Genomic DNA, 25,602 nt, shown 5'->3' on the forward strand with positions numbered 1-25,602 from the left:
GGCGGCATCAGCCAGCGGCCGGCGGCAGTCACTGCCCGGCCGCGGTCAGCTCTTCCGCAGCGTGAGGATCTGTTCCGCCCGGCCGAACGGCCCGGACCGGTCATGGAGCACCGTCGAGGTGAGGCCGATGCCGTCAGCACCAAAGGACACGGCGTTGTCCAGCCCCAGCCACTCGCCCTCCGGCCGCCGGTACATGTGGATCTGGAGGTCCAGGTTCGGAAAGGCGTAACTGTCCTTGCCCGGCGGCACCCGCGCGGCAATGCCGTTGGCGGTGTCCACCAGCCCCATGAGCCGTGCCATGTCCGTGCTGTCGTTTCCGTCCGTCAGCGGATGGTCCGTGCGCAGCCACACCTTCCCGGCCCCCGGCCGGTGGCCTTCCGCCACCCGCATTTCCAGGGAACGGATATACCCTCCCGGCCACACGCTCGCACCGTCATAGGGCTTGCACTCTTCCGGCCCGGGGATAGGGCCATCCTCGACGTCGGCCACCGCGGAAGTGTCGCTGGTGATCATGCGCCAGGCTGTTGCCCTGATAGCCACGCGCCCGGCCGCCACCAGTTCAGCCTGCAGCAGCTCGATGGTGCGTCCCGGGCGTAGCGTCGTGGTGACGATTTCACATTCACCGCCGGGGATCAGCCCCAGGATTTCGTAGCTGAGCCTGGCCACCCGCATGTCGTCCCGGGGTTCGTGCCGGTCCAGCCGGTCGGCCAGGAGTCCCGACGCCGGGGCCATGTGCTGCTCGTGGGCGTTCCAGGCCCCCTGGGCGTGGATGGTGGAGCGGAAGCGGCCGCCGCCCAGGTCCTGGTAGTAGAAGTCGCCGTCGGCGAGTTCCGGGAGTTCAGCAGTCAACGTCGACTCCTTCAAAGCGTGATCGGTTAATCCCGGTTCACTCTATCGCTTCCCGCGTAGGGGGCCGTCTCAGGCCTCGATCCGGACCCCGTGCCAGAAGGCCACGTGGTCCCTGATGCGGGCAGCCTCGGAGGAGGGGTCGGCGTAGTACCAGGCGGCGTTCTCGTTCCGTGCGCCATCAACACGCAGGCTGTAGTAGCTTGCCTCCCCCTTCCACGGACAATAGGTGGAACGGGAGCTGTCCTCCAGGTATTCCGTGCGTACCGACGCTTTAGGGAAGTAGTGGTTGCCTTCCACCTTCACGGTGGCGTTACTCTCCGCGATCACGGCGCCGTTCCAGACCGCTCTGACCATCGTGCTTCCTCCTCAGGGATGGTTCCGTTACTCCTCCAACACGTGGCTGTCCGCAATGATTCCAGCAGCGGAAGTGCGCCCACGGGCCGGAAGCCTTCACAATTCCTCAAATGCCCGGCTCACGGTCAGCATAAGTCCGGTCCATACAAATGATGCATGACCTTCCAGCAGAACTCCCCCACCGAAGAAATCCAACCCGCCGACGCCCAGCAACCCGCCAATCTAGGCCTCGAAGCCCAGCACATCTCCGTCAGCGGCGGCACGGTCACAGTGACGGCCACTGATGACGGCGTGAACGCCTCCGGCGGCGCCCCAACCGCAACACAGTCAGGTGGCGGCATGGGCGGCGGGCCCGGCGGCGGAGAATCGGTGGGCGGCTACTCCGTGGACATCTCCGGCGGTTCCCTCACTATCAACTCCGAGGGCGACGGCCTGGACTCCAACGGCAACGCCTCCATCTCGGGCGGCACGTGGTGGTCAACGGGCCCGAAAGCAACGGCAACGGCGCACTGGACGTCAACGGCGAACTGGCAGTCAGCGCCACATTTGTGACCACCAAAGCCACCGACTCGCTCGTCTTTTCCTCGTCGGCCATCGAAGCAGGCAAGCAGTACACGGTGTACACCGGCGGCACGGAGCAGGTGGAGTCCGGACTGAGCGGCGAGGGCTCGCTCGAGGGCGCCACGGAGCTGGGCACGGTCACGGCCGGTGAATACACGCAGGGACACGGTCCCGGCGGGAGGTAACAGGGGCAGGTGACAAGCGGCAGGTCTGAGGCCACAGCATCCTGTGGAATCCGTATACGTCCGGCGCGGCATATTCTTTGCCCCGCCGGACGCGCGCTTAATATCCGGACCTCCATATGATGATCTGGATAGACTCGGAGACTGGTCCTTCTAGCAGCCCTCGGAAGAGGTGTTCCACTGATGCGCGTTATTAGCTACAACCTCCGTAAGCACAAGGCGAGTGGCGAACTGGTGAATCTGGCCCGCAACTTTGAGATAGACGTCCTGTGCCTTCAGGAGTGTGACTCATCCGATTTGCCTGACACGCTCGGGCCGCTCCACCTGGCCGACTACACCAAGGGCAACAGGCTGGGCCTGGCCATTTACTACCGGACTGACCGGTTCACGGCCCTGGAAACCAAGGCCTTCGCCCTGAAGAAGTCCATGCACGACCGCGTGATGGCACCGGCCCACGAGCGGCTGATCGGCACCCGGATGGTGGACAACGAGACCGACCATGAGCTGGTGGTGGGTTCGTTCCACGCCGCCCCGCTCACCGCGTCAAACTCGCTGCGGCGCAAGCAGATCCACGCGGCGCATGCCGAGCTGCTGAGCATGGGCACCGGGCTCATGACACTGATGGTGGGCGATTTCAACTATCCGTTCTTCACCAAGAGCCTTGACACGCACATGAAGAACTCCGGCTACGCCCTGTCCCTGAGCAACCGCAGGACCTACACCCGGTACAAGGTATTCAAGGGCCACTTCGACTTTGCCACGTCACTGGGCCTGGACATTGAAAGCGTGGAAACGCTCCCCCGGGGGAAGTCGGATCACCTGCCCATCCTCGTGACGGCCGAATACGGCGCCGACCGGGCACCGATCAAGGGGCAGCCTGTTTCCTGAGGCTTCCGTGTCCATGCTTCAGTCATGAGAGTGCGTGGTCCCGTACCGGGATGACATCGATCCGGGCGTCGGGTCCGACGACCACCAGCACCCGCTCAGCAATCACGCCTTCCAGTGCCGCCATAAGCTGCCCGGGATCCGGCGCCCTGCCTGCGGAGGGGACGGCAGCACCGCCGTCGGACGCGTGGTGCGGTCCTGCCGTCGGGCCGGACTGCAGCCATACCGTCACGTCGGCCCCGGTGGCTTTACGGATGGCATGTGTCAGCGGAACGGGATCGGAGCCTGTCACCAGGACCACCTGCCCGATGGTGCGCCGCTCGTTCCGTACCGGGCCGGTTTCCTGCACGGGACCAGCTTCCTGCACTGGGCCAGCGTCCGGCGGCAGTGCGGCACGCTCCCGGCGCCAGATGCTGTAGTGATAGGCGGCCACGAGCGCGGTGGCAGTCAGGAGTCCGAGCGGCGCCCGGATCCGACCTATAAGGTTTCCCGAGCGCTCCGGGTCCAGCAGATACTCAAAGGCCTGGTACCCGACCACCAGCAGGGCGACCAGCGCCACCACGGCGCTGATCCCGAAGATAGCCACGAGGTAGATGCGCCGTCCGGCAGCGGTGGGGTTCGCCGGCTGCCACGCCCTCCACCAGATGGCCCCGCCTACGGCCAGGGCACTGATGCCGCCCAGCAGCAGCGTGCGCGTGCCCGTTCCCGCCAGGGTCGTTTCGGCAAAGCCCAGCGCCGCGTTGACAACAACTCCCACACCTGAGGCCGCGGCGAGCAGCGCCACTCCGGATGCCAGCAGCAGCCCCGCCTCCCGCATCTTCTCCGACCGCGCGGCCGTAAGCACCGAGTGGTAGCGCCAGACGAGGGCTCCGACAGCTGCCGCGGCCAGCGCGGGGCCCAGGGGATCCACAAGCCGGATCACCTCTTCGGAGCGGTCCAGTACCAGCCGCAGCAGGACGAACACCACCGTGATGGCTCCGGCCACTGCAGTTATGCAGCCGCCAAGCACACCGAAGACTGCCGCGGCCACGTTGGCCAGCGGCGAGGCCAGGCGCCGCGCTTCACCGCGAACCCAATGCCACCACCACACCAGGAATCCGCCGCCGGCCCAGATGAGCGGCTGCAGCACCGAAACCCACCAGGGCAGTCCCACGTCCTGTGTGTCGGCCAGCCCCCGCAGCGCCGCGTCGAGAAGACTGCCGAGGGCAGTCACGGCCCCGCCGGCAAATATCAGCAGCCCGAACACCGACCCTGCGAGCGCCGGGACGGTGTCCAGCCGGCGCGGTCCCTTGCCATGGTGCTGCCACATCCACCGGTGCCATGCCCAGACGGCCGCCCACACCACACCTGTGGCCAGGGACGAACGCCATGCCGTTCCTTCAATCGCCCCGTCCGCACCCGCCATACCGGATCCGGCGCGGGCCAGCAGCCCGAAAAGCCGGGACGCAGCGCCGAGCAACGCCGTGACAGCGGTGACGAGGGCGACGGTGTAGACGCCTGCCACATACAGTCCCCAGGCAACAGAGGAGCGCTCCGCTTCCTCCCCTTGCCGGCGCCAGGCCAGCCACCACAGAACAGCGGCCATGCACCCGCCAACCAGGCCGAACGCGAGGGACCGGGCGAGGCTGCCGACGTCGTTCCCGGCCAGCGCTGCGCCGGAGGCAAACAGCCGCTCAAGCAGGCCGGCCAGGCCGGAAGCGCCAATCACGACGAGGACGAAGAGAAGTACAAACACCACCAGCCGCCGCACGGTGGGCAATGCCGGCGATGATGATCCGCGTGTGCCGGGCCGGACCGTACTCACGGCTTTGCCGCCGGAACCGGACAGATGGTGAGCTGCCACGGGGCGGTCGCAACGAGCCAGTTGCCGTTAACCCGTTCCAGGCCAAACACGGCCTCGGTCTCATATTCGGGATTCCCGAAAGGACCGCTGCCGTTGGACGTGGCCAGGACGACGTGCACCTCCGCCGTGTCGGCATGCGCGACGGTGGAGGCCAGCGTGACCCGGAGCGCGCCTGAGGCCGGACGGTCCGCCGGCACGCACGGCCTGTCCGGGTGCGAAGTCCCCAAGCGTCCGTCTGTCGAGTAGCGTGCGGCTGCGGCGCCGTCATTGTTGAGGACGGCGGCAGCGTACCGCTGGACCACACCCGCCGGCGTGCTCTCAGCCAGCGGCTCAGGCACACCGCGGAAAAAGACCACGGCGAGCGCCACGGCGACGAGACCGGCGATGATGGCAAGGACTGTAATCAGGGTCCGGTCGGGCCGTGGCGGTGCAGTCATCCGGGCAGCTATGTGGTGTGGTGCTCGACGGTGAAGTCGCCGCCGGGGTAGAGGATGGTCTCGTGGCCATCGTCGAAACGGACGTGGTACGGCGGCGCTCCGTTCGGGCCCCGGACCTCCAGAATCTCACCGTGCCGGTCCGAGGACTCCACTGTCCTGCCCCGGATGATGATGCGGTCTCCCTGGGTTGCCTGCATGGCAATCACCTCCCAGCCCTAGAGTACGATGCTCTTCCCTCCGGCGGAACAGCTGCGAGGCATCCGTGGAAGCGGAGCCGGGATTACGCCCGGCTGCCCGTGTGGCGGATGCAGAAGGGAGTCCAGGGACGGGCCTCGAGCCGCCCTTCGGCGATCTGCTCTCCGCACACCGTGCATATCCCGTAAGTGCCCGCGTCGATCCGCTCAAGCGCAGCGTCCACCTCCGCCAGTCCGGTCCGGCTTTGGTCCAGGAGTGCCGATGCCTGCGAAAGTTCAAAGGCGATGGTTGCACCTTCGGGGTCATGCTCGTCGTCGACGTTGGAGTTGTGCCGGGCGGCGTTGGCTGAGGCTATGTCGGCTCGCAGGGCCGGCAGAAGGGCGAGCTTTCGCGCCCGTTCCTCTTCCAGCAACAGCCGGAACTTCTCAATGTCCATGGTCGGAGCCGTCCAGCAGCCTGCCGCGCAGCTCCGGCCAGGAGGCGGCAAAGGAAGGATGCAGGTTAATGCCGGCCACCTCCTCGACGGGAATCCACAGCAGCTCGATGCTCTCCGGGTCGCTGATGGCCGGTTCGAACGGCTCCAGCACCCGCACGGCGACGGTGGTGTAGGACCAGTAGCCGACGTCGAATACGGACGTGAAGAGCACTTTGACGCTCTGTTCGGGAACGGCCGCCTCCTCGTGGGCCTCACGCAGGGCGCCCGTCACGGCGTCCTCGCCCTGGTGCAGCGCGCCGCCGGGGAGCCCCCAGGTTCCGCCGTGGTCACTCCAGGTCGCGCGGTGCTGCAGGAGGACGCCCTTCTCCGGATCATGGACCAGCAGGCCGGCGGATCCGAAGCGCCCCCAGAACCGTCCGCGGTCGCCCTCCACCCAGGCATCGCCCGGGTCGCGGGGGCCAAGGGGACGGCGGGGATCACCGGGTGAAGGCGGGACGATTTTCTCCATCGTCCCAGTCTGCCCCATGGGAAGATGCTTCGATGAGCCTGCGCCTGGTCTTTGTTGCCGACACCCACGTCCCGAAGCGCGCCCGTGCACTGCCTGATCAAGTGTGGGCCGCCGTCGACGACGCTGACGTGGTGTTCCACGCGGGGGACTGGGTCAGCACCGATCTGCTCGACGAGTTCGAACAGCGCAGCACGCGCCTGATCGGCGTTTACGGCAACAACGACGGCGACGGGCTGCGGCGGCGCTTACCCGAGACGGTCAGTGTGACCCTCGACGGCGTCCGGTTCAGCATGATCCACGAGACCGGACAGGCGAAGGGCCGGGAGCAGCGCTGCGAGGCCCTCTTTCCGGATGCCGACGTGCTGGTTTTCGGCCACTCGCACATTCCCTGGGACAGCGTCGCACCCGGGGGGCTGCGCCTGCTCAACCCCGGCTCCCCCACCGACCGCCGCCGGCAGCCTGTGTGCACGTACATGACCGCTGTCGTCGTGAACGGCAGCTTGGGTGACGTCCACCTGGTGGAGGTCAGCACCAGCCCCTGACTGGCCGCACCAGAAAGGGAGCCCTGCCGCGGTTGCCCGGGCGGGACTCCCTTCGAATCTCCGCTATAGACGGAGCTCAGGCGTGGTGATCCTTTTTGGTCAGTCCTTCTTGAAGGCGTCCTTGACCTTTTCACCGGCCTGTTTCAGATCGGCCTTGGCCTGGTCAGTCTGGCCCTCGGCCTCCAGGCCCGGGTCGTCACTGGCCTTGCCCGCACCTTCCTTGGCCTTGCCGCCAAGTTTTTCTGCTGCATTGTCGATTTTGTCGTCCAGACCCATGCCACTGTCCTTCCGTCTGCGCAGCCCGCTGGGTGCAGGCCGGCTCGTGCTCCCAGTCTAGGTCGGGCACCTATCCGGGTGAAGGGCAGCTACCACTCATATGCCCGTGCTTGCCAGCAGACGGTCGGTGGCGGCGTCGGCTTCCCCGCCGAAGTAGTGCTCCAGCACGCGGCGGAACACCGGTTCGTCCGGTGCCGCGCGCAGGAACAGCGTCATGGAGGACTGGAGCTTCCGGGCATCGATGCCGCCGAAAATCTCTGCCGCGCCGCGGTTGCCCACATTGTCCACCGCGGTGGCACACTCGATCAGCCGCGGTCCCAGCACGGGATGCTGCAGGTACGCCCGGGCTTCATCAAGGGATGCGATGGCGTACCTTCTGGAGGTGGCGCTTTGACCCAGACCGGCAACCTGGGGAAAGACGAACCACATCCAGTGGCTGCGCTTACTGCCTGCGCGGAGTTCCTCAAGAGCCTGGGCGTAGGTGGCACCGTCATTCTGCGCGGTGACGAACCGTTCCAGGTTATGCGGGTCGTTCATGGCGGTTCCTAGCTGGAAACATCCCGTTCGATGTCCTCCGCGAGGCTGTCCACGTCTTCGGGCCGCATGCTGATGCCGGCGCCATCCAAGCGTTCCCTGAGGACGTGGCTGACGTCGTCCTCCACATGGCCCAGCCGGATCTCGTCGCGCACCTCCTCGGCGATGTCTTCGACGGTATGAGGGCTGTCCGTCCCTGCCGCAGCATCTGCGGCTCCCGCCGCAACGTCCGCATGCGGATTCTCAGTGAAGTAGTCATCGCCGGTAGCTGCAGATTCAGTCATATCCCATGGTGGCGGCCGCGCTCAGATCCGGTCAACAGGTCCGGCACGAAACCGTCAAGGCGCCCGACACTACGGCGGCAATCAACCTGGACGTGGATACGTTTCATTCACGTATTAGTAACGCGGCCTTCCAGCGGAGGCTTTCACTGCGGCCCACCGGATTCGTCCCGCCGTTCCGGCCTAAAGGCTGCTTGGTCAGCATAAAAGGCACCCGGCCATCAGATGTCGTTAACAAATCCGAAACACGGCAGTCACGCCGGCTTTACGTAGACGCGATTTTTGAAACCCGCGTGTAACTTGCCACACCCAGACCCGAAACATGGATCCACGAATATCAATGAGGGGCGTGGCGCCGGCATCACCGGTCCGCGGAGAGGATGAGTTTCCTGGGAAGGGAAAACGCGTGGAAATCACTGCGGCGAACGTTTGGATGATGGTGTCGGCGGCATTGGTGCTGCTCATGACCCCGGCACTGGGCCTCTTCTACGGCGGCATGACCCGCGCCAAGGCCTCCCTCAACATGATCATGATGAGCTTTGTGTCCGCCGGTATCGTCGGCGTCGTCTGGGTGCTCTGGGGCTACTCCATGAGCACCGGCGAAGGCGTTCTCGGCCTGTTCGGCAACCCGTTCGCCAGCTTCGGCCTGAGCGGGCTGATGGGCACCCCCGACCTGATCAAGGCCGGTTTTGCCGGAACCTTCGCGATCATCACTGTGGCCCTCATCAGCGGCGCGATCGCCGACCGCGCCAAGTTCACCGCCTGGGTTCTTTTCGTGCCGCTCTGGATCACGGCCGTGTACTGCCCGCTCGCTTTCATGATCTGGGGCGGCGGCCTCATGAGCCAGGGCGGCGCTGTGACCGCCATCTTCGGTCAGGTCATCGACTTTGCCGGCGGCGCCGTCGTCGAAATCAGCTCAGGCATCGCGGCCCTTGTACTGGCCCTGATCGTCGGCAAGCGCCACGGTTTCGGAAAGGACCCGGGGCACCGCCCTCACAACGTCCCGTTCATCATGCTCGGCGCCGGACTCCTCTGGTTTGGCTGGTTCGGATTCAATGCCGGCGCCGCCACCACGGCAGAACAGGCCGGTCTGATCTGGGTCAACACCCTGGTTACGCCGTGCGCCGCCATGCTCAGCTGGCTCCTCACGGAGAAGATCCGTCACGGCCACCCCACGTCCCTGGGCGCAGCGTCCGGTGCCGTCGCCGGCCTGGTGGCCATCACGCCGTCGTGCGCCAACATCAGCCCAGTGGCCGCCATCGGCCTGGGCCTGGTTTCCGGCGTGGCTTCGGCGCTGTTCGTCGAACTGAAGTTCAAGTATGGCTTCGACGATTCCCTGGACGTTGTCGGCGTGCACCTGGGCTCCGGCCTGGTCGGCACCCTCGCCCTCGGCTTCATCGCCCTCCCCGTCAACGGCGCAGGCGGCGGGCTCTTCTACGGCGGCGGCGTCCAGCAGCTCATCGCCCAGACGGTTGCCGTTCTCATCACCCTCGCGCTCTCCGGGCTGATGACCGCAGTCATCGGTCTCGCGATTCACAAGACCATCGGCTTCCGGGTCAGCCATGAGGCCGAAGTTGCCGGCGTCGACCGTTCAGAGCATGCCGAAAGCGCCTATGAATTCGGCAGCATGGGCCACAGCCAGTTCCACCCGCTCCGGCAGCACATCCTCACAGCTCCGGCCGTTCGCCCGGGCGCGGACGACGCCGCCGCGGACGACGCCGTTTCCGCCGAGGCGGCAGAGGAACTGCAGCCCGCACAGGCTTCCGCCTAGTACTTCCGCTGTTCGCGGGACCTGGGTCCTAGCGGCGGAAGGCGAGCCGGAGCTCCGGCCTTCGCTCCGCAACTGCGTCCAGCACGGCGTCAACGGCCTCCTGGTCAGGGCCGCTGTCCTGGCTTGTCTCGCCCGCGGTTGTCTCCGCCGGTGCTAGGTCCGAGGCGGTTTTGGCGCGGCGGACAAAGCCATCCCAGTCACCGCCTCCCGCCCGGAGTGCCCGCAGCGGTGCCATCAGGGATGCGCGGCGGAGCCAGGCGTCCGGGTCCCCCGCCCACCGGTCCAGCACCGCGTCGGCACGCACGCGCGGCTGGCCCTCCAGCGTCTCCACCAGCGGACCAACGACGTCGACGGCGATCGGGTCGACGAGCGACGGCATCCGTGCGTCGCGCACAAAGCCCTCAATGCGGGTCAGGTCGGAGTTGGTCAGCAGCTCCACTTTGGACTGCAGGAGGACGACGGCGGCCAGGCGCCGCTCGTAAACAGGCACCTCCCACAGTTCCGAACTAAGGGCGGTGACCTCGTCGTGGGACAGTCCTGCATGGCGGCGGAGAGCGTCACGTACCGTTCCGCGCACCGCGCCCACTGATGCGCCGTAGTACTGCATCCTGCTGCCGAACCTGTGACGCAATTCCTCCGCCCGGTACCACGAGGCCTCACGCTGCAAGGTGTCATCCACGAATTCGCCGGCAGCACTCACCCGCCCATTCTTTCCGTACAGGCACCGGGCAGTCCAACTCCCGGACTGGAGACCTATCGACGGTCTTTGACGACGGACCGGCTCCTTATTTCCGGCCCGCGTCATAAATGTGTTCCCGCAGGTCAGTTCAGGGAAACGGCTGGACCGCCCGTCCGCGGACTTCCCGGCATTTTGCGGGCGTTGGTAACGATCAAGTAACGTTGACGCCTGTTCCACAAGGGACGGCCCCGTTGGGGCCCCGGAGGCCGGCGCTGGGCTCCGGATGCGCAGGGCGGCAACTCGGCCGCTCCGGCCCCGTCGACCGGGGCCCAGAATTGCTTCGTGCTTTTCTTTACCACCTAGACTGTGGCTGCCTTCTGCGCGGCAGCCGTATGCCCGGAGGGGTCTTTTGCTTAAGAAGAACATAGCCATTGCCATTAGCATCGGCGCACTTTCGCTGACCGGATGCGGCCTCACTCCCTCCACGGAACAGGCTGCCGACGCTGCAGGCACGACGTCCACCAGTCAGGCCGCCGTGCCGTCGTCCACGGCTTCCGCGAAAACCGTCCCGTCGTCGAACGCCGCCAGCAAGGCAGCAGCGGCGAAAGCTGCCGCAACCAAGGCTGCCGCAACCAAGGCTGCCGCCAAGAGGGCTGCTGCTGAGACGGCCGCTGCCAAGGCGGCTGCGCTGAAGGAAAGCGCCGCTAAAGCCGCTGCGGCGGCGAAGGCGGCTCCCGCCGTCGTCGCCCCTGCCGCCGCCCCTGCAGTCAAGCCGGCAGCGCCTGCCGCGCCTGCCGCGCAGACTGTTGCTCCGAAGGCGCCCGCGGTTCCCGCTAAGCCTGCCCCGGCACCCGCCACCGCCGGAAGCGGGACCCAGGCCGCCAGCACTCTTGGCTGGGGTCCCGTCGTTGCCGGCGACGAGTTCAATTACACGGGAGCCCCGGACCGGACCAAGTGGAGCGTCTACGACAGCTCCGGCCATGCGGGCAAGGGCCTGCGCAGCCCCCAGGCCTGGTCCGTGGCGAACGGTGTGGCCACGGTCAGCGGCGATTCGGCAGGTACCACCGGCGGCATGTCGGCCAAGTTTGCCAACCAGAAGTACGGCCGCTGGGAAACCCGCATGAAGACGAACCAGCGGGATTCCGAATACCACCCGGTCCTCATCCTGTGGCCCGACAGCAAGTCGTCGACCTGCGCGGAGATCGACTACGCCGAGAGCACTTCCGACACAGCCCTGGTGAAGTTCTTCCTGCACTATGCATGCAGCGGCAGCAGCAAGCAGACGTACTCCGCCAAGGCAGTCGATACCACCCAGTGGCACAACTACGCCGTGGAATGGACCCCCACCGGCATCACGGGCTACATCGACGGCGTGAAGACGTTTACCGACACCAACCCGGCCCACCAGCCCTCCGGCAGCATGCACCAGACGCTGCAGCTCGACTGGTTCCCTGACGGTTCCCGCACCACGCCTTCCCAGATGCAGGTCGACTGGATGCGCGTTTACAAGTAAAGCCAGGCTGTTCCGAAGGGTGCCCGCAAATGTGAACTGCTCCCCAAAAGTTGGACTGAAAATTCAGTTCTGACTTTTGGGGAGCATTTTCATGGATAAGAGAAGTTTGCTGTCTGAGCAGCAGCGCGAGGCGGCGGTGGCCCCGTTTGAGCGCGGTTGGGGAGCCAAGGCTGTAGCAACAAAGCTTGGGGTGGGCACGAGAGCGGTCCTCCGGTTGTACGACAGATGGCGCGTTCGCGGAGATACGCTCGAGTGACCAAACCAGGCAAGCCGCTGTATTCGTTCGAGCTCGAGCTATCGTCCCCACACTTGATCACTGTGTGGGTGGGGCAGTATCGGGCTCAAGGCGAGGAAGCCCTGCGCCCGAAACCAAGAGGCCGGCCAAGGAAAAATCAGGAGGCCCCGGCGCAGCCGGGACCTGAGCTGCAGCGGCTGCGCCGCGAGAACTCACGCCTGCGCGCAGAGGTGGCCTTCCTGGGAAAAGTAAACGCCTTGAGGGACGGGGAACAGCGCTAAAGGTGCGCGCTGTCATCGCTCTCAAGGCTGAGCATCGATTGGAAGTTCTCCTGGACGTAGCCGGGTTAGCCCGGTCCACGTTCTTTTACCACCAGTCCCGCCTCCAACGCCCCGATCCACGGGCGTCCCTGAAGACCGCCGTCACCGAGATTTTCGAGAAGAGCCACGGCCGGTACGGGCACCGCCGGATCCATATCGAACTGCTCAAGCAAGGCTGGACGGCCGCAAAGATTACCAGGGCGAGCGGGGCATTGTTGCCCCGAACCTGCTGAACCGGGAGTTCGACGCCGTTGCCCCGAACCAGAAGTGGGTCACCGATGTGACCGAGTTCAGCGTCGGCGACCGGAAGCTTTACCTCTCGCCAGTCATGGACCTTTTCGACCGGCAGATCATCTCCTACGCCATCAGCACGTCCCCGAACCTGGCACTCACCAACGGCTCGCTGCGCACGGCTCTGACAACGCTCGAAGTCGGGCAAAAACCACTTGTGCACTCCGACCAGGGTTTCCAGTATCAACACAACTCATGGCGCACACTCCTGAAGAACGGCGGCGCGGTCCAATCGATGTCACGCAAAGCCAACTGCTACGACAACGCCGTCATGGAGAATTTCTTCGGACACCTCAAGGAAGAGCTCTTTCACCGTGTCCGGTTCCTCACCACCGACGCCCTGGAAACGACACTGCGTGAGTATATCCACTGGTACACACCGAAAGAATTTCGACAAAGCTCAGGGGCCTCAGCCCGGCGCAGTACAGGGCTCAGACCCTCGCGGCTTAGGCCCTTAATTAGCCGCACAGATTTGGGATCCTTCGACCTGGAGACGGTCCCGGGCGCGCCGTGCTCGACGAGTACCGGCACGTAGCCGCGAACGGGATTCCCAGCGAGCTTGGCGTAGGCCCCGCTCAGCACCGCCGTTATGTGACCGCGGTCCTGACCTGGAAAGCGGTCGGCAAGCCGATCGATGACAGCTTGAATGGCCTGATCTTCATCAGCGGTCGGCATGCGGCCCAGTTTCCCGGCAGCCGCGCTTTCCCACAAGGCGGACTAGTTGCTGCCTCGTGCAATCGGACACGGGAGCCTTGCACTTGCACTCTCTGCATACGAACAGCGGCTCGAATCAGCGGACGCGTCTTCGGCGGAGCTGATTGACGCTGCGACGGCGGACTTAGTGCGTACCCGAGAGTTGATCTCGACGGATTCGCAATCGTGTCTCAGCTCGAGCCCTTAGCGCCCGCCTGAACGAAGCAGGCGCCGGGGTCGCCTCTCCCGCTTGGCAATGAGAGCTCCTGGCCGGTACGACGCGGTCGAGGTTGTCACGGCGGGGGTCAGGTGGGGCGGATGGCGTCCATTGCCTGGTCGAGCAGATCGCCGAACGGTTGTGCCTGGTTTGAGGTGAGCCAGGTGGTCCAGGCGGCGATGAGGCAGGAGAAAGCAGCGCCGACTATGGCAGGGGTGCGTGGGTCGGCCGGGTCCTGCTGGCCGGTGCGGGTGCGGGCCTGGTCGAGGACGAGTTCCTGCATCCGGGACACCCGTTCGAGGTAGCTGGCGTTGAGGGTCGGATGGTCCCGCACGATGTTTTCCATGGCGACCGCTGTGGCTCCGCGGACTTCGCTCTCGAAGTATTCGACGACTCGGCCGAACATCTGCCGCAGTGACGCCCAGATGGGTTCGTCGGCCGGGCGGGCGGCGAGGTCCTCGGCGAGTTGCTCGCCGAGGACTTCGTATTTGCCCATGACGAGCTCTTCCTTTGAGGCGAAGTAGCGGAAGAACGTGCGTTTGGACATGCCGGCGGCCGCCGCCAGGTCGTCGATGGTGGTCTCGTCGTAGCCCTTTTCGACGAACAGGTCTTTGGCGAGTTGCGTCAGCTCGTCGCGGACGACCCGGCGGGTGCGTTCCCGGACCGGTAGTGGATCGCGCTTCATGAAGTGAAGATTAGCACAAAGACGCATGCTTGACACCGAGTGTCATGCATGGCGTAGAGTGGCTGCGAAGTCCATGAGTGATTGGGCCCCTGTCCCGCCCCACGAAACCAAAGGAGCAACCGCCATGCCCCCTACCAAGCGCCGCGCACTGATCCTCATCTCGTCCGGCCGCCAGCTGCCGCTGGTCGAGCCGGCCGACGTCAAGTCGATCTCGACCGGGTTCTTCCTGGTCGAGATGGCCCAGGTGCTCAAGGAGTTCGAGCACGACTACGAGTTCACCTTCGCCACACCCGACGGCAACGCCCCGCAACTCGACATCAACGGCATGGCACTGTCCGTGCACTCCATCGAGAAGACTGGCGCCAAGACCCTCCCCCTGCGCATGCAGCAGCGCCGCCGCTCGTTCGACGTCAGCAGCTTCCGGCAGCGCCACCCCGAGCTGGTCGCCCGCCGCGAGCAGGAAGTCCGGCTGCTGGAACGGCACATCGGCCGGATCCCGGTCTCCGAACTACTGCCCAACAGTGAGCCGGAGCTCGCCGAGTACCGCCCCGAACTGATCCTCCGCCTCGACAAGCTGCCCGAGGGCACCTTCCACCCGCTGCCCGAACTCGTCGGGCGCCACCGCGACCCGGCCGACCCGTTCACCTTCGCCGACTTCGACTTCATCCACGCCCCCGGCGGTCACGCCCCCATGGTCGACTTCCGCGACGACCCGTGGCTCGGCGAAACCCTCCATGTGGCCCGGGAGAACGGCGTCACCATCTCGCTGATCTGCCACGCGCCCATAGCGGTGACCTCCACCCGACAGCGCGTCGACGTACAGGGCCGCCCCTACCTCGTCAGCGACAACCCGTTCCTCGCCGCCCCCATCTCGACCGTCCCCACGATCGGCGAGCGGTTCGCGCTGCGGTTCCTCTACCCCCGCGTCCCCGGCAAGACCACCCGGCTGCCCTACTTCGTCGACGTGGCCATCAAGGAAGCCGGCTTCACCCTCGCTTCCTCCCCCAACATCTCCGCCCCGAAACTGGCCTACGAGCCGTCCGTGCGGCTGCTCACCGGCAACGGCCCGCAGGCCATCGACCAGCAGACCGCCAAGCTGCGCAGCGTCCTCACCGGCGACGGAGCCGTCAAACGCGCCAGCGGCAAGCAGCTGAGCAGGTAACCGTGACCGCGCACACCACTGACCACACAGCGGTGGTCGGCCAAGGAGACGGATCAGTGGCGGGCTTATACGGCCGCCAGATCACCGGGGCGAGCTTCCCGCAGGAGATTCAGGCCCCTGAGTCCAGAGTCCGTTTGTGCAAGGCCGCTGACCGTGGAGCTCGGGCCGCTACCGCCGCCCACCTACACAACGAACTCAAAACAATCCGGATAGCCCTCCCCCTTGCGGGTGGCCGTCCATACCAACCGGAGGTTTACACCATGAGCAAAGTTTGGTTCATCACCGGCGCGTCGAAAGGATTTGGCCGCGAGTTCGCCCTCGCCGCCCTCGAGCGTGGCGATCTGGTCGCAGCGACCGCCCGCAACACGGACACTCTGAGTGACCTGGTCGAGCAGTACGGCGACGCCGTCCTCCCGGTCGAGCTCGACGTCACCAACCGCGACCAGGTGTTCGCTGCGGTGAAGTCCGCGCACGAGACGTTCGGGTGGATCGACGTCGTCATCAACAACGCGGGCTACGGGCTCTTCGGAACGGTCGAGGAGATCACCGAGCAGCAGCTGCGCGACCAGCTCGAGACGAACCTATTCGGCGTTTTCCATGTCACGCAGGCGGCCCTCCCGATCCTCCGCGAGCAGCGCGCGGGCCACATCATCCAGATCTCGACCATGGGCGGCATCGTCGCGTTCCCGACCCTCGGTGCCTACCATGCGTCGAAGTGGGCACTGGAAGGGATGACGGACGCACTCGCTCAGGAAGTCGCCGGCTTCGGCATCAAGGTCACCCTGGTCGAACCCGGCGGCTTCGCCACCGACTGGTCCGGTGCATCCGCCATCGTCGCCGACGCGCATCCCGCGTACGCGGCTCTGCACGAGAACATGGCCGCGCGGCGGGCGCAGGTCGTACTCCCGGAGCCGGTCGGCTTCAAGTCCGCGATCCTCAAGGTCGTGGACGCCGAGGTCGCTCCGAAGCGTGTCTTCTTCGGGGAGGGGCCGACTCAGATGGCACCGCAGGTCTACCAGCAGCGCCTGGCCGAGTGGGCCGAGTGGGCGCACGTGTCCAAGGCCGCAGAAGGCAAGTAGAAAACGCCCGGCCCGGTGCAATACCGTGCCCAGGCCCTCGCGGCTTAGGATCTTGTTTGGCCAGTCCAACTTTCGGACCGCAGTTCAAATGCGGGCACCCTTTTTCTGTTGGCATTCTCGTGTCCCGCCCACCCGTTGAGGGCGTTAAATGTCAGACCCCCTTGCCAGACTGTTTTCATGGACGGCTTCGGGAATTCAGCACTGACAGCAGGAGCACCGCACGGCGGCGTTCGGCAGGCTGCCGCCTTTCCTGATGCCGCTTTCCCTTTCGAAGCGTTCCCGGAAGGCGCCATTCCATTCGATGAGTTCGCGGACGACGGATTGCCGTGTGACGATGACCTCGACGCCGCGTTCCCGGCATCGTTTCCTGAGGACCCGTTTCCCGAGGCCCTCTATGCGGACGTTCTGTTCGCCGATGGCGCCGCCACGAACGCAGCCACCGGCACTGATGGGCGCGGGCCCGGTAGCCGGCGGCCGGCTTTGGCGGACCGGGTCGCGGCGGCAACGGCCCTTCTGCGGGCCGATCTCAGCGCCGACAATGCCGGGCTGATCGACCAGACGCACGCGTACGAGAACGTCAAGAACATGCTTGCCGGGCAGCAGGCGAGGCTTGCCGTGACCTTCGAGGCCCGGCACAGCCAGGAGCACGCCCACCGGGTGACACTGACCGCCGAGGATCTGGGCAAAGACCGCAGCAATGACCGGGGCCCGGGCGCGGCCGAGCAGATCGCCCTGGCCCGGGGTGAGTCCCCGCACCGCGGCGGCCGGCTGCTCGGCACAGCCAAGGCCCTGGTGCAGATGCCCCACACCCTGGCCGCCCTGGACACCGGACAGCTCAACGAAGAGCGCGCCATGCACATCGTGAAGGAGACCGCCTGCCTGAGTGCGGCCGACCGGACCGCCGTCGACGAGGAACTCGCCGCCGACACCGGAACCTTCACCGGCGCCGGGACCCGCACCGTCATCGGCGCGGCCCGGGCCGCCGCCACCCGCAAGGACCCCCGCTCCGTCGCCCAACGGGCCAGCCACGCCGCGTCCGAGCGGACCGTCAGCCTCCGCCCGGCGCCGGACACCATGACGTACCTGACCGCGCTGCTCCCCGTCCACCAGGGCGTCGCCGTCTACGCGGCCCTGACCCGGCACGCCGACACCCTCCACGCCGCCGGGGACCCGCGCTCCCGCGACCAAATCAAAGCCGACACCCTCGTCGAACGCACCACCGGCACCCCCGGCGGCATCACCGGCATCGAGATCAACCTCGTCATGACCGACCGCACCCTCCTCCAGGACGACACCGAACCCGCCCGGATCCCCGGCTACGGCACCGTCTCCGCGGACTGGGCACGGAACCTCATCAGCCAGGAACAATCACCGGAGCATGGACAGGAACCTGGACAAGAACCCCGGGCTGGTGGCTCAAACGCGTCCGACTCAAACACCAGCCAGAAGGACCCGCTGAAAGAACTCAATACCTGGATCCGCCGGCTCTACACCGCCCCCGGAACCGGCGACCTCGTCGCCATGGACTCGCGACGGCGGCTGTTCCCGGCGCCGCTGCGCCGCTTTATCCAGATCCGCGACGACACCTGCCGCACCCCCTACTGCGACGCCCCCATCCGCCACCACGACCACATCATCCCCTGGCACAACGACGGCCCAACCTCGTTGAGTAACAGCGCAGGACTGTGCGAAGCATGCAACCACACCAAGGAACTCCCCGGCTGGAAAGCAAGACCCAGACCGGGCCCTCGGCACACCATCGAACTCACCACACCCACCGGCCACACCTACTACTCCACCGCACCGCCACTGCCAGGATCTGGACTGGCCGAATCTGGACTGGCCGGAACGCTCACCGGCGTCCCGATTGTGCCAGGAGTCATGGGCTAATGGTCTGCGAGCGCTGATGCCTGCGCGCGCCGCGCCTGTGAGACACTCGGTGTCATGCGCGAACTCGTCGTCCTTGGAACCGCATCGCAGGTGCCGACGCGGACGCGCAACCACAACGGATACCTGCTGAGGTGGGATGGCGAGGGCCTCCTCTTCGACCCCGGCGAGGGCACCCAGCGGCAGATGATTCATGCAGGTGTTTCCGCCAACCAGATCACCCGCATCTGCCTGACCCATGTTCACGGTGACCATTGCTACGGGCTTCCCGGCGTGCTCTCCCGCATGGCCCTGGACGGCGTGAAGCACCCGGTTCACCTGCACTATCCGGCTTCCGGAGAGGACGTTGTCCGGGCGCTCGTCTCTGTGGCCTCGCCCGGCATTGATCTTCGCCTGCAACCCCACTCGGGTGCCGGGGAAATCGCCCCGGGGCTCGAAGTGCGGCCCTTGCGCCACCGCATTGAGACCTATGGCTACCGGCTGACCGAGCCGGATGGCCGGACCATGCTGCCGGGGCGGCTGGCGGCGGCGGGGATCACGGGCCCTGACGCGGGCCGTCTGCAGCGGGAAGGAGTCCTGCGCGGTGTGCGGCTTGAGGACGTCAGCATTCCGCGCGCCGGCCAGGGCTTCGCCTTCATCATGGACACCGCCCCGTGCGAGGGGGCCGAGGGTCTGGCCGACGGCGTCGACCTCCTCGTCACGGAATCCACCTTCAGTGATGACGACGCCGCTTTGGCGGCGCAGTACGCACACCTCACTGCCGGGCAGGCCGGGGATCTGGCCGCCAACGGTGGCGCCGGAACGCTGGTCCTCACCCACTTTTCCTCCCGGTACGGCGACGTGGAGTTCCTGGCCCAACAGGCACGGGCCCGCTCAGGAGGGACCGCCGTCGTACCTGCCAATGACCTGGACCGGATAAGCCTTCCCAAGCGGCAGCGGCCGCCGTCCTGACCTGCGGCCAGAAGAAGCCTGCAGAAAAAGTAGAATTAACCAGACATGCAATGTTCCTACTTCGATGCCGCCCGCTGCCTCTCCTGCACCCACATGGGCAGGCCCTACGATGAGCAGCTGGCCGGCAAGCAGCTGCACTGCCAGACGCTCCTCTCCGACCACGCGTCCCTAGAGTGGCTGCCGCCTGTGGCGAGCCGCGAATCCGGCTTCCGCAACAAGGCCAAAATGGTGGTGGGCGGAACGGCCAAAAACCCCACTATCGGGATCCTTGACGCCGAGGGCCGCGGCGTGGACCTGCGCGAATGCGGCGTCTGCTCACCCGGGCTCCTCGCCTGCTTTGCGGTCCTGGCGGCCTTCATTAGCCGGGCACACCTGACGCCCTACGATGTCCCGCGGCGCAGCGGCGAGCTCAAGCACCTCATCATCACGGAGTCGCCCGACGGCGAGATCATGCTGCGTCTGGTCCTGCGTTCGGAAAAACTGGTGCCGCGCATCCGGCAGCACCTCCCCACCCTTCTGGCCGCCCTGCCGCAGGTGAAGGTTGTCTCGGTCAACCTGCACCCGGAACACAAGGCTGTCCTGGAAGGCGACCGCGAGATTCTGCTCACCGGGCAGTCCACGCTGCGGATGCGCGTCAATGACCTCGACCTCCACCTCCGGCCGGAGAGCTTCTTCCAGACGAACAGCGACATGGCGGCGGCGCTGTACCGGCAGGGACGCGAGTGGGTCAACGAACTGGCGCCGGCGTCGGTCTGGGACCTGTACTGCGGCGTCGGCGGTTTTGCCCTGCACTGCGCTGACCCATCCCGCGACGTCACCGGCATCGAAACCAGCCGCGAAGCCATCGTTTCGGCCAGACTCAGCAGCAACGAGGCAGGCCTGCAGCGCATGAACTTCCAGGCGGGCGACGCCACCGCCTTTGCTGTCGCCGCGGACCAGGCGCCCGAACTGGTTATCGTCAACCCGCCGCGGCGCGGCATCGGCAAGGAACTGTGCGGCTGGCTGGAATCGTCCTCCGTGCAGCACGTGGTGTACTCCAGTTGCAATGCACAGTCACTGGCCCGTGACCTGGCGGCGCTCCCCTCGTTCACCGCCCGACGGGCACGGGTGCTGGACATGTTCCCGCAGACCACACACTACGAAGTGATGGTGCTGCTCGAGCGGCCCTAGCCGGTCCGCATTCTTGATCCGAACATCGGCAAAAGTTTCTCCGGTCTTGAGGTCCCCGCGGGAAAGTGTCAGGTAAGCCGCGCAGCAAGGTCGCGGCACCGACCGATGGGCGGGGCATGCAGGGGACAGCAGCAGGCGGTGGGAAGTGACCGGCCCAGACGACATCCCTGTCCTGGACGCCGGTCCTCTGCAGGTCCTTTCCGCCGAAGTGGGCCCCGCTTTCGCAGAGGCCTTCATCGATGACTACCTGCAGATGTTGCCGGAGCGGGCGTCGAAGATCCTCCGCGCACTGGCCGGCGGTGACCCGCGGATGGCGGCTGACGCCGTCGTGAGCCTGAGGGCGACGTCGGCCATGGCGGGAGCGCTGCGGCTGGAGCGGTGCTGCAAGGAACTGGAATCACGCATCCGGCGCGGGCAGCGGCTGGAGCCCGACGCGGTCAGGGCAGTGCTGTACGCGAACATCCGGCTACTCGTGCGTGAAGCCGGACGCCAGGGGTACCTCCCGCAGTCCAGGCCCAAGGGCCAGGACTAAGGACGACGGCGGGTACCCGGCGCACCGGACCAAAATCCCCCGAATCCCCGACCTCCCGCGGACATAGAATCGTCGGACAAGATCGCCTGAAGAGCAGCCGACCGGCTGAACCGTTTACAGGAGGATTCGCATGAGCCGCACGAGCACCAGCCCACTCGCCCCAGTGGCCGCCACAGCAGCACAAACCATCTTCCGCGTGGGCCTGGGCGGTGTCCTCATTGCCCACGGCACCCAGAAGCTCTTCGGCTGGTTCGGTGGCGGCGGGATCGAGGGCACCAGCAAGGGCATGCACGCCATGGGGTTCCGGCCCGCGAAGCCCAGTGCGGTCCTCGCCGGCCTCGGCGAAGCGGGCGCCGGCCTGGCTCTGGCGCTTGGACTTGGCACTCCGGCCGCCGGGGCAGCTGCCGCGACCACCATGGGTGTTGCGGCCAGCGTGCACGCCCCCAACGGGTTTTTCGCCACCGAAGGCGGCCTTGAATACCCGGCCGTCCTGGGACTTGCCGCAGCATCCTTCACGATCGGAGGGCCGGGCAGCCTCTCCCTCGACTCCGTCACCGGCCACGTCCTGGACCGCCCCTGGATGCGGGCCGTGGCCCTGGCCGTCATTCCGACGGCCATTGCCATCCAGGTGTACCGCCGGCAAAAGGCCCTGGCCCACGACGCGTCCGGCCCGGACGCGAGCAGCACGGGCACGGACACAGGCAGCGCCGCGAGCGCGGACAGCACGAGCTCGGCGACCGAGGGTCAGCCAACCGTTAGACGTACTTCTTGAACCAGGCCAGTGTGTCGTTCCAGGCGGCAGTTGCCTGTTGCTCGTTGTAGCGTTCGCCGGTGTCGTTGTGGAAGGCGTGGTCGACGCCGGGATAGACCTTGAGCTGGTTGCGCACGCCCGTAGCCGCCAGGGCATCCCGGAGTTGCGGCATGGGGCCGGTGATCCGGTCGTCCAGTTCTGCGTAGACACCAAACACCGCAGGCTTGATGGACGGCACCCTGTCCAGATCGGGCGCCGGACCGTAGAAGGCCGACGTCGCTTTGAGGCCGGTTATCTCTACCGCCGACTGCCAGGTGATGCCCCCGCCGAAGCAGTAGCCGGTCATGGCAATGCGGTCCTGCTCCACGAAGTCCTGCTTCTGCAGGTAGTCGAATCCCGCGGCGAAGTCCGCAACGTGCCGCTGGGCGCCCGCCTGCGTCAAGGCTCCCGGAACGGCATCGCGGTCCAGGCTCGCGGTGCCGCCTTCCCTGCTCAGGAGGTCGATCGCCAGGGCCGCGTAGCCTTCCTTCGCGAAGCGCCGGGCCACGTCCTGGATATGGGGTGTCAGGCCGCGGTTCTCGTGGCAGACCAGGACGGCGGGGCCGGGCTTCCCGCCTTCGGGCCTGGCGAGGTACCCACTGATCTCGGTGCCGCCCGACGGGAACTTCACTGTCGACGTCGTAATTCCGGCCGCCCCCTCGGGGACGGACAGCGGGCTCTTCGCGCCCGGAACGGCGCCTCCGGAGGCGGTGCCGGTGGCGGAGCCCGACGTCGGGGTGGGAGTGGGCATGGGGTCGGTGCTGCGCGGAACTTCCTGGGGTGTGCACCCAACCAGGAGCATGGCGGCGGACGCGGCAGCCATGCTGCCGGTGATGAACGCGACCCGGCGTGTGAAGGTGTGCTGGCTCATGGCCCCGGCACGGTAGTCGTCGAAGAATTCCTCGATCAGGTACTTCTCAAACTTGCCAAGCTGGGTCATCACGGCCTCCTGGAGTTTTTGCCGCTTATCCTCCTCTGAACGCCAACGTCAGACAAGGCGCCGGCTGGCAACCCGCTGCCTGCTAGCCCTGTACGCCGCCTTTCAGGCCCTTGGCGTAGGCGGCCTGCCCCGCGTGCTGAAGGCAGTCCGCAATTGTGCTGACCAGCCGGACGCCGAAGGTGACCGGCGGGTCCCAGCGGGTATCGACGACGCGGTCAAGGTCGTCGTCGCTGAGCGTGCTTAGAACGTCCGTGGTCTGTCGGTGGACCGCCTCGTAGTACTCAGCGAGCAGCTCCCGCGGGGCCCTCACGGCGTCGACCTGGTCCGACGAATGGCCGTAGCCGGTGTCCCGTTCGGGAAGCGGCAGGCCGAATCTGCCGGCAAAGCCCTGCGAGGCCCAGACCTGTGGCAGCCCGGCTGCGGAGGCAACCTGCGTGTCCTCTATTCGACTGAGGTGCCAGATGAGCCAGGCAATGGAGTTGCCGTTACCGGCGGGCCGGCGGACCAGGCTCGCGTCGTCGAGCCCTTCGAGCGTGGCATCCACGATTTCGCGGATGCGGCCAAAGGCGTCCAGCAACAGGTCGTTGGTTTTCAAGGGGTCCCCTTACATTTGGCTGTGGGCGGCGACGGCAGGATCAGAACCGATGCGGGCACCGGCTTCAAGGGCTGTGATGTCGGCCATTTCGGCGGGTGTCAGTACGACGCCGACGGCCGCCAGGTTGTCCCCTCATCCGGCCGCTGTTGGCTGACTTGGGAATGACGATGCTGCCCTGGGCGAGGTGCCAGGCCAGCACAACCTGGGCAGGGGTGACGCCGTACTTGTCGGCTGCGGATGTCACCGCCGCAGCATCCAGATCAGCACCCTGGCCCAGGGGGCTGTACGCCTCCACGGCAATGCCCAGGGAGCGGCTCTTCGCCGCGAGTTCAGGCTGCTGGAAAGTGGGGTGCAGCTCAAACTGGTTGACCGCCGGAACAACGTCCGCCGACTGGAGGAGCGTATCCAGGTGCTCCGCCAGGAAGTTTGACACGCCGATCGCGCGGATCTCGCCGCTTGCATGCAGCTCCTCCATCGCTTTCCATGCCTCGGTGAAAAGGTTCCGGGACGGCACCGGCCAGTGGATCAGGTACAGGTCAACATAGTCGACGCCCAATTCACGGCGGCTGTTCCGGAAGGCTTCCCGGGCCGTGCCCTGCTCGCCGTTGCGCAGCTTGGTGGTGAGAAAGATGTCCTCACGGCGGATCCCAGAGGCAGCAATGGCGGCGCCGACGGCGGCCTCGTTGCCGTATGCCGCCGCGGTGTCGATGTGGCGATAGCCGGCTTCCAAGGCGTCCTCGACAATGCGCTGGGTCTCTTCCGGCGGAACCTGGAAGACACCGAAGCCAAGCTGCGGGATCTGGACACCATTGTTCAGGGTGACATTGGGTACGGCTTGGTGTGGCGTCATCAGATTCTTCCGTTGCTGGGGCGGGTCGTCCTAAGTATGCCTGCCACCGGGCCGGCAGCGGAGCAACCTAAGGGTGAGCGGGCCACCTGGACCATTGGTATGACTTCGGGAAGTCATGCGCCCAACACGGCCAGCGCAATAGCCCAGGTTGTTCTCTGCCGTTTCGGGCCCGCTCACAGATAGTGGCCCCGGGACCATTTCACATCACGACGCCGACCGGGCGCCAGCGGTTTTGGGCGCGGGACCATTCATCCCTCGGACGCCAGACAGATGGCGCCTTCCGGCGTGAACCAGCCGGGACTACGATTTTGCCTGTCGTACCCGCCAACCGGCACCGGTTCGGGAGGCCAGAGCACATAAGGGGAAGCGCGGTGAGCAGGGAGACCAGACAGAGCGGGCCGCATTGGCGGCGGGTGATGGCGGCTCTCGCCAACCGTGACGCGCGGACCGCCTACGCACAAATCGTGCTGGGAGCCGGTCCCGGCGCCGCTTCGTCGGCTCCGGCCGGCCAACGGCGCGACCGGGCCATCGCCGCCCTGCTCGACGCAGGCCTTGTGGAACGGACCGCCGGCAATGAACTGGAGGCTTCCGAGTCGATCTTCCGCGACCTTCTCACGCAGCAGCCCAAACGCCAGCCGCAGACTGGAGTGGCCCGGTTCATGCGTCTTGGCCGGATCGACAGGTATCCGGCCAACCAGGCAGAACGGCGGGAACTCCTGGCCTGGATCGCCGGCGAGACCTTCGAGCCGGGCGAGGAGCTCAGTGAACGGAAGGTCAACGAACGGCTCCTGAGCTACACCGACGATGTGGTGCTGCTGCGCCGGTACATGATCGATTTCGGGGTGCTGGAGCGGACGCCGTCGGGATCCTCCTACTTTCGCCCGAAAGACGGATAGGCTCAGTCGCCCCGCGCCTTGCGGGTGGCGGCATCGTTGGCCTTCTGGAGCGCCTCGACAAGTTCGTCCTTGTCCATCTTCGAACGTCCTTCGACGTTCAGTTCCTGGGCCAGCTTGTACAGGTGCTCCTTCGAGGCGTTCGCGTCCACGCCGCCCGTAGTGGGCGCCGATGAGTCCAGTCCCTCCGCCGCATGCTGATCAGAGGGGCCGCGCTTCTCCTTCGGTTCCCAGTGGTCGCCCACCTTTTCGTAGCTGTGCTTTAGGGATGCGAAGGCCGTCCGGGCAGCCCGGCTCTCGTCATTGTCATAGGACTCCAGCGCCGAATCGTAGGTCTTGGCGAAAGTGTCCTGGGCTTTCTGTTCCGAACGCTGCAGGGTCGAGGGAAGCTCTTCCTTGCGGGCGTGATCGTTCTTGCCAGTCTTGGGCATGCCACCCACGCTCCTTCATCAACAGACAAATCATG

32 protein-coding genes and 2 pseudogenes are annotated in these 25,602 nt (G+C 66.2%); 17 read left to right on the forward strand and 17 right to left on the reverse strand.

Annotated elements, in window-relative coordinates; translation table 11 throughout:
• Positions 1–45 precede the first annotated feature (45 nt).
• Both QF036_RS15405 and QF036_RS15410 read right to left on the reverse strand, forming a co-directional pair.
• A complete protein-coding gene (locus QF036_RS15405) occupies positions 46–849 on the reverse strand; it encodes a thioesterase family protein (protein ID WP_307103223.1) in 804 nt (267 codons plus the stop codon).
• A 69-nt stretch (positions 850–918) separates the two neighbouring features.
• Entirely contained in the window at positions 919–1,203 is a 285-nt protein-coding gene (locus QF036_RS15410; RefSeq protein ID WP_307103225.1) for a DUF427 domain-containing protein, read from the reverse strand.
• A gap of 156 nt (positions 1,204–1,359) precedes the next feature.
• Between QF036_RS15410 and QF036_RS15415 the strand changes: the two genes are divergently transcribed.
• The 3 genes from QF036_RS15415 (at position 1,360) to QF036_RS15425 (ending at position 2,834) form a co-directional block, all read left to right on the forward strand.
• A complete protein-coding gene (locus tag QF036_RS15415) occupies positions 1,360–1,755 on the forward strand; it encodes a hypothetical protein (RefSeq protein ID WP_307103227.1) in 396 nt (131 codons plus the stop codon).
• A complete protein-coding gene (locus QF036_RS15420; protein ID WP_307103228.1) occupies positions 1,752–1,949 on the forward strand; it encodes a hypothetical protein in 198 nt (65 codons plus the stop codon). The genes QF036_RS15415 and QF036_RS15420 overlap by 4 nt, the downstream gene beginning before the upstream one ends.
• A gap of 180 nt (positions 1,950–2,129) precedes the next feature.
• Positions 2,130–2,834: an endonuclease/exonuclease/phosphatase family protein gene (locus QF036_RS15425; RefSeq protein ID WP_307103230.1), complete on the forward strand. Its 705-nt coding sequence runs from the start codon at positions 2,130–2,132 to the stop codon at positions 2,832–2,834.
• A 22-nt stretch (positions 2,835–2,856) separates the two neighbouring features.
• On the opposite strand, the gene QF036_RS15430 is transcribed toward QF036_RS15425, so the two are convergent.
• The 5 genes from QF036_RS15430 to QF036_RS15450 form a co-directional block, all read right to left on the reverse strand.
• Positions 2,857–4,674, reverse strand: coding sequence for a DUF5671 domain-containing protein (locus tag QF036_RS15430; protein ID WP_307103232.1), 1,818 nt, complete (start codon positions 4,672–4,674; stop codon positions 2,857–2,859).
• Entirely contained in the window at positions 4,632–5,111 is a 480-nt protein-coding gene (locus tag QF036_RS15435; protein WP_307103234.1) for a hypothetical protein, read from the reverse strand. The genes QF036_RS15430 and QF036_RS15435 overlap by 43 nt, the downstream gene beginning before the upstream one ends.
• An 8-nt stretch (positions 5,112–5,119) precedes the next feature.
• The gene (locus QF036_RS15440) at positions 5,120–5,308 is read right to left on the reverse strand and encodes a DUF1918 domain-containing protein (RefSeq protein ID WP_003800608.1); all 189 of its coding nucleotides are present in this window, start codon (positions 5,306–5,308) and stop codon (positions 5,120–5,122) included.
• A gap of 83 nt (positions 5,309–5,391) precedes the next feature.
• Positions 5,392–5,742, reverse strand: a complete 351-nt coding sequence (locus tag QF036_RS15445) for a TraR/DksA family transcriptional regulator (protein WP_307103236.1) — start codon at positions 5,740–5,742, stop codon at positions 5,392–5,394.
• Entirely contained in the window at positions 5,732–6,250 is a 519-nt protein-coding gene (locus tag QF036_RS15450; RefSeq protein WP_307103237.1) for an NUDIX domain-containing protein, read from the reverse strand. Before QF036_RS15450 ends, QF036_RS15445 begins: the two co-directional genes overlap by 11 nt.
• Before the next feature lie 32 nt (positions 6,251–6,282).
• Here QF036_RS15450 and QF036_RS15455 point away from each other — a divergent pair, with 32 nt between their 5' ends.
• Entirely contained in the window at positions 6,283–6,792 is a 510-nt protein-coding gene (locus QF036_RS15455; protein WP_307103240.1) for a metallophosphoesterase family protein, read from the forward strand.
• Between the two features lie 99 nt (positions 6,793–6,891).
• Here the strand turns inward: QF036_RS15455 and QF036_RS15460 are convergent, their stop codons facing one another.
• The 3 genes from QF036_RS15460 to QF036_RS15470 all read right to left on the reverse strand — a co-directional run bounded on the left by QF036_RS15460 (position 6,892) and on the right by QF036_RS15470 (position 7,886).
• Positions 6,892–7,068, reverse strand: a complete 177-nt coding sequence (locus tag QF036_RS15460) for a CsbD family protein (protein ID WP_307103242.1) — start codon at positions 7,066–7,068, stop codon at positions 6,892–6,894.
• A 96-nt stretch (positions 7,069–7,164) separates the two neighbouring features.
• A complete protein-coding gene (locus tag QF036_RS15465; protein ID WP_307103244.1) occupies positions 7,165–7,605 on the reverse strand; it encodes a DUF1810 domain-containing protein in 441 nt (146 codons plus the stop codon).
• Positions 7,606–7,613: 8 nt separating this feature from the next.
• Positions 7,614–7,886: a hypothetical protein gene (locus QF036_RS15470; protein ID WP_307103245.1), complete on the reverse strand. Its 273-nt coding sequence runs from the start codon at positions 7,884–7,886 to the stop codon at positions 7,614–7,616.
• A gap of 403 nt (positions 7,887–8,289) precedes the next feature.
• On the opposite strand from QF036_RS15470, the gene QF036_RS15475 reads away from it, so the two are divergent.
• A complete protein-coding gene (locus QF036_RS15475) occupies positions 8,290–9,654 on the forward strand; it encodes an ammonium transporter (protein WP_307103248.1) in 1,365 nt (454 codons plus the stop codon).
• Between the two features lie 28 nt (positions 9,655–9,682).
• Here QF036_RS15475 and QF036_RS15480 read toward each other — a convergent pair whose 3' ends face one another.
• On the reverse strand, positions 9,683–10,354 hold the full coding sequence (locus QF036_RS15480) for a DNA alkylation repair protein (protein WP_307103250.1): 672 nt from the start codon (positions 10,352–10,354) through the stop codon (positions 9,683–9,685).
• Positions 10,355–10,742: 388 nt separating this feature from the next.
• Here QF036_RS15480 and QF036_RS15485 point away from each other — a divergent pair, with 388 nt between their 5' ends.
• The 3 genes from QF036_RS15485 (at position 10,743) to QF036_RS15495 (ending at position 13,227) form a co-directional block, all read left to right on the forward strand.
• Positions 10,743–11,846 carry a glycoside hydrolase family 16 protein gene (locus tag QF036_RS15485; protein ID WP_307103252.1) on the forward strand — a complete coding sequence of 368 codons (1,104 nt, stop codon included), beginning with the start codon at positions 10,743–10,745 and terminating at the stop codon, positions 11,844–11,846.
• 518 nt (positions 11,847–12,364) lie between these two features.
• Complete coding sequence (locus QF036_RS15490) at positions 12,365–12,634, forward strand: IS3 family transposase (RefSeq protein WP_307103254.1); 270 nt, start codon at positions 12,365–12,367, stop codon at positions 12,632–12,634.
• Positions 12,577–13,227, forward strand: a complete 651-nt coding sequence (locus QF036_RS15495) for an IS3 family transposase (protein WP_444875988.1) — start codon at positions 12,577–12,579, stop codon at positions 13,225–13,227. The genes QF036_RS15490 and QF036_RS15495 overlap by 58 nt, the downstream gene beginning before the upstream one ends.
• Positions 13,228–13,256: 29 nt before the next feature.
• On the opposite strand, the pseudogene QF036_RS25380 reads toward QF036_RS15495, so the two are convergent.
• Positions 13,257–13,367, reverse strand: a pseudogene (locus tag QF036_RS25380) (three-helix bundle dimerization domain-containing protein); the annotation flags it as partial.
• A 46-nt stretch (positions 13,368–13,413) separates the two neighbouring features.
• Between QF036_RS25380 and QF036_RS25385 the strand changes: the two are divergent.
• Positions 13,414–13,593: an acyl-CoA-like ligand-binding transcription factor gene (locus QF036_RS25385; RefSeq protein ID WP_373460160.1), complete on the forward strand. Its 180-nt coding sequence runs from the start codon at positions 13,414–13,416 to the stop codon at positions 13,591–13,593.
• A gap of 97 nt (positions 13,594–13,690) precedes the next feature.
• Here the strand turns inward: QF036_RS25385 and QF036_RS15500 are convergent, their stop codons facing one another.
• Positions 13,691–14,287, reverse strand: a complete 597-nt coding sequence (locus tag QF036_RS15500; protein ID WP_307103256.1) for a TetR family transcriptional regulator — start codon at positions 14,285–14,287, stop codon at positions 13,691–13,693.
• 124 nt (positions 14,288–14,411) lie between these two features.
• On the opposite strand from QF036_RS15500, the gene QF036_RS15505 reads away from it, so the two are divergent.
• The 7 genes from QF036_RS15505 to QF036_RS15535 all read left to right on the forward strand — a co-directional run bounded on the left by QF036_RS15505 (position 14,412) and on the right by QF036_RS15535 (position 21,840).
• Entirely contained in the window at positions 14,412–15,449 is a 1,038-nt protein-coding gene (locus QF036_RS15505) for a hypothetical protein (RefSeq protein WP_307103259.1), read from the forward strand.
• 260 nt (positions 15,450–15,709) lie between these two features.
• Positions 15,710–16,528 carry an SDR family NAD(P)-dependent oxidoreductase gene (locus tag QF036_RS15510; protein ID WP_307103261.1) on the forward strand — a complete coding sequence of 273 codons (819 nt, stop codon included), beginning with the start codon at positions 15,710–15,712 and terminating at the stop codon, positions 16,526–16,528.
• Between the two features lie 177 nt (positions 16,529–16,705).
• Positions 16,706–18,418: an HNH endonuclease gene (locus tag QF036_RS15515; RefSeq protein ID WP_307103263.1), complete on the forward strand. Its 1,713-nt coding sequence runs from the start codon at positions 16,706–16,708 to the stop codon at positions 18,416–18,418.
• Between the two features lie 54 nt (positions 18,419–18,472).
• On the forward strand, positions 18,473–19,366 hold the full coding sequence (locus QF036_RS15520; RefSeq protein WP_307103265.1) for a ribonuclease Z: 894 nt from the start codon (positions 18,473–18,475) through the stop codon (positions 19,364–19,366).
• Positions 19,367–19,411: 45 nt separating this feature from the next.
• A complete protein-coding gene (gene rlmC / locus QF036_RS15525) occupies positions 19,412–20,536 on the forward strand; it encodes a 23S rRNA (uracil(747)-C(5))-methyltransferase RlmC (RefSeq protein WP_307103267.1) in 1,125 nt (374 codons plus the stop codon).
• A gap of 145 nt (positions 20,537–20,681) precedes the next feature.
• Complete coding sequence (locus tag QF036_RS15530; protein ID WP_307103270.1) at positions 20,682–21,068, forward strand: Hpt domain-containing protein; 387 nt, start codon at positions 20,682–20,684, stop codon at positions 21,066–21,068.
• Positions 21,069–21,198: 130 nt separating this feature from the next.
• On the forward strand, positions 21,199–21,840 hold the full coding sequence (locus QF036_RS15535; protein WP_307103272.1) for a DoxX family protein: 642 nt from the start codon (positions 21,199–21,201) through the stop codon (positions 21,838–21,840).
• On the opposite strand, the gene QF036_RS15540 is transcribed toward QF036_RS15535, so the two are convergent.
• From QF036_RS15540 to QF036_RS15550, 3 genes and pseudogenes are all read right to left on the reverse strand, one after another.
• Positions 21,824–22,798: a dienelactone hydrolase family protein gene (locus tag QF036_RS15540; RefSeq protein WP_307103273.1), complete on the reverse strand. Its 975-nt coding sequence runs from the start codon at positions 22,796–22,798 to the stop codon at positions 21,824–21,826. The genes QF036_RS15535 and QF036_RS15540 overlap by 17 nt on opposite strands.
• 82 nt (positions 22,799–22,880) lie before the next feature.
• On the reverse strand, positions 22,881–23,393 hold the full coding sequence (locus tag QF036_RS15545; protein WP_307103275.1) for a mycothiol transferase: 513 nt from the start codon (positions 23,391–23,393) through the stop codon (positions 22,881–22,883).
• 9 nt (positions 23,394–23,402) lie between these two features.
• Positions 23,403–24,243, reverse strand: a pseudogene (locus QF036_RS15550) (aldo/keto reductase).
• Between the two features lie 371 nt (positions 24,244–24,614).
• Between QF036_RS15550 and QF036_RS15555 the strand changes: the two are divergent.
• Positions 24,615–25,139: a DUF2087 domain-containing protein gene (locus QF036_RS15555; protein ID WP_307103277.1), complete on the forward strand. Its 525-nt coding sequence runs from the start codon at positions 24,615–24,617 to the stop codon at positions 25,137–25,139.
• A 2-nt stretch (positions 25,140–25,141) separates the two neighbouring features.
• Here the strand turns inward: QF036_RS15555 and QF036_RS15560 are convergent, their stop codons facing one another.
• Positions 25,142–25,567 carry a ChaB family protein gene (locus QF036_RS15560; RefSeq protein WP_307103279.1) on the reverse strand — a complete coding sequence of 142 codons (426 nt, stop codon included), beginning with the start codon at positions 25,565–25,567 and terminating at the stop codon, positions 25,142–25,144.
• Positions 25,568–25,602 lie beyond the last annotated feature (35 nt).

This window comes from Arthrobacter globiformis (assembly GCF_030817195.1).
Lineage (GTDB): Bacteria > Actinomycetota > Actinomycetes > Actinomycetales > Micrococcaceae > Arthrobacter > Arthrobacter globiformis_D.

Bases quoted from the DNA above. Each gene is read 5' to 3' on its own strand.
- QF036_RS15445 (WP_307103236.1), bottom strand. From the start codon at position 5,742: ATGGACATTGAGAAGTTCCGGCTGTTGCTGGAAGAGGAACGGGCGCGA.
- QF036_RS15450 (WP_307103237.1), bottom strand. From the start codon at position 6,250: ATGGAGAAAATCGTCCCGCCTTCACCCGGTGATCCCCGCCGTCCCCTT.
- QF036_RS15470 (WP_307103245.1), bottom strand. From the start codon at position 7,886: ATGACTGAATCTGCAGCTACCGGCGATGACTACTTCACTGAGAATCCG.
- QF036_RS15505 (WP_307103259.1), top strand. From the start codon at position 14,412: ATGCCCCCTACCAAGCGCCGCGCACTGATCCTCATCTCGTCCGGCCGC.
- QF036_RS15465 (WP_307103244.1), bottom strand. From the start codon at position 7,605: ATGAACGACCCGCATAACCTGGAACGGTTCGTCACCGCGCAGAATGAC.
- QF036_RS15500 (WP_307103256.1), bottom strand. From the start codon at position 14,287: ATGAAGCGCGATCCACTACCGGTCCGGGAACGCACCCGCCGGGTCGTC.
- QF036_RS15535 (WP_307103272.1), top strand. From the start codon at position 21,199: ATGAGCCGCACGAGCACCAGCCCACTCGCCCCAGTGGCCGCCACAGCA.
- QF036_RS15515 (WP_307103263.1), top strand. From the start codon at position 16,706: ATGGACGGCTTCGGGAATTCAGCACTGACAGCAGGAGCACCGCACGGC.
- QF036_RS15440 (WP_003800608.1), bottom strand. From the start codon at position 5,308: ATGCAGGCAACCCAGGGAGACCGCATCATCATCCGGGGCAGGACAGTG.
- QF036_RS15425 (WP_307103230.1), top strand. From the start codon at position 2,130: ATGCGCGTTATTAGCTACAACCTCCGTAAGCACAAGGCGAGTGGCGAA.
- QF036_RS15415 (WP_307103227.1), top strand. From the start codon at position 1,360: ATGACCTTCCAGCAGAACTCCCCCACCGAAGAAATCCAACCCGCCGAC.
- QF036_RS15560 (WP_307103279.1), bottom strand. From the start codon at position 25,567: ATGCCCAAGACTGGCAAGAACGATCACGCCCGCAAGGAAGAGCTTCCC.
- QF036_RS15460 (WP_307103242.1), bottom strand. From the start codon at position 7,068: ATGGGTCTGGACGACAAAATCGACAATGCAGCAGAAAAACTTGGCGGC.
- QF036_RS15435 (WP_307103234.1), bottom strand. From the start codon at position 5,111: ATGACTGCACCGCCACGGCCCGACCGGACCCTGATTACAGTCCTTGCC.
- QF036_RS15510 (WP_307103261.1), top strand. From the start codon at position 15,710: ATGAGCAAAGTTTGGTTCATCACCGGCGCGTCGAAAGGATTTGGCCGC.
- QF036_RS15410 (WP_307103225.1), bottom strand. From the start codon at position 1,203: ATGGTCAGAGCGGTCTGGAACGGCGCCGTGATCGCGGAGAGTAACGCC.
- QF036_RS15520 (WP_307103265.1), top strand. From the start codon at position 18,473: ATGCGCGAACTCGTCGTCCTTGGAACCGCATCGCAGGTGCCGACGCGG.
- QF036_RS15455 (WP_307103240.1), top strand. From the start codon at position 6,283: ATGAGCCTGCGCCTGGTCTTTGTTGCCGACACCCACGTCCCGAAGCGC.
- QF036_RS15540 (WP_307103273.1), bottom strand. From the start codon at position 22,798: ATGACCCAGCTTGGCAAGTTTGAGAAGTACCTGATCGAGGAATTCTTC.
- rlmC (WP_307103267.1), top strand. From the start codon at position 19,412: ATGCAATGTTCCTACTTCGATGCCGCCCGCTGCCTCTCCTGCACCCAC.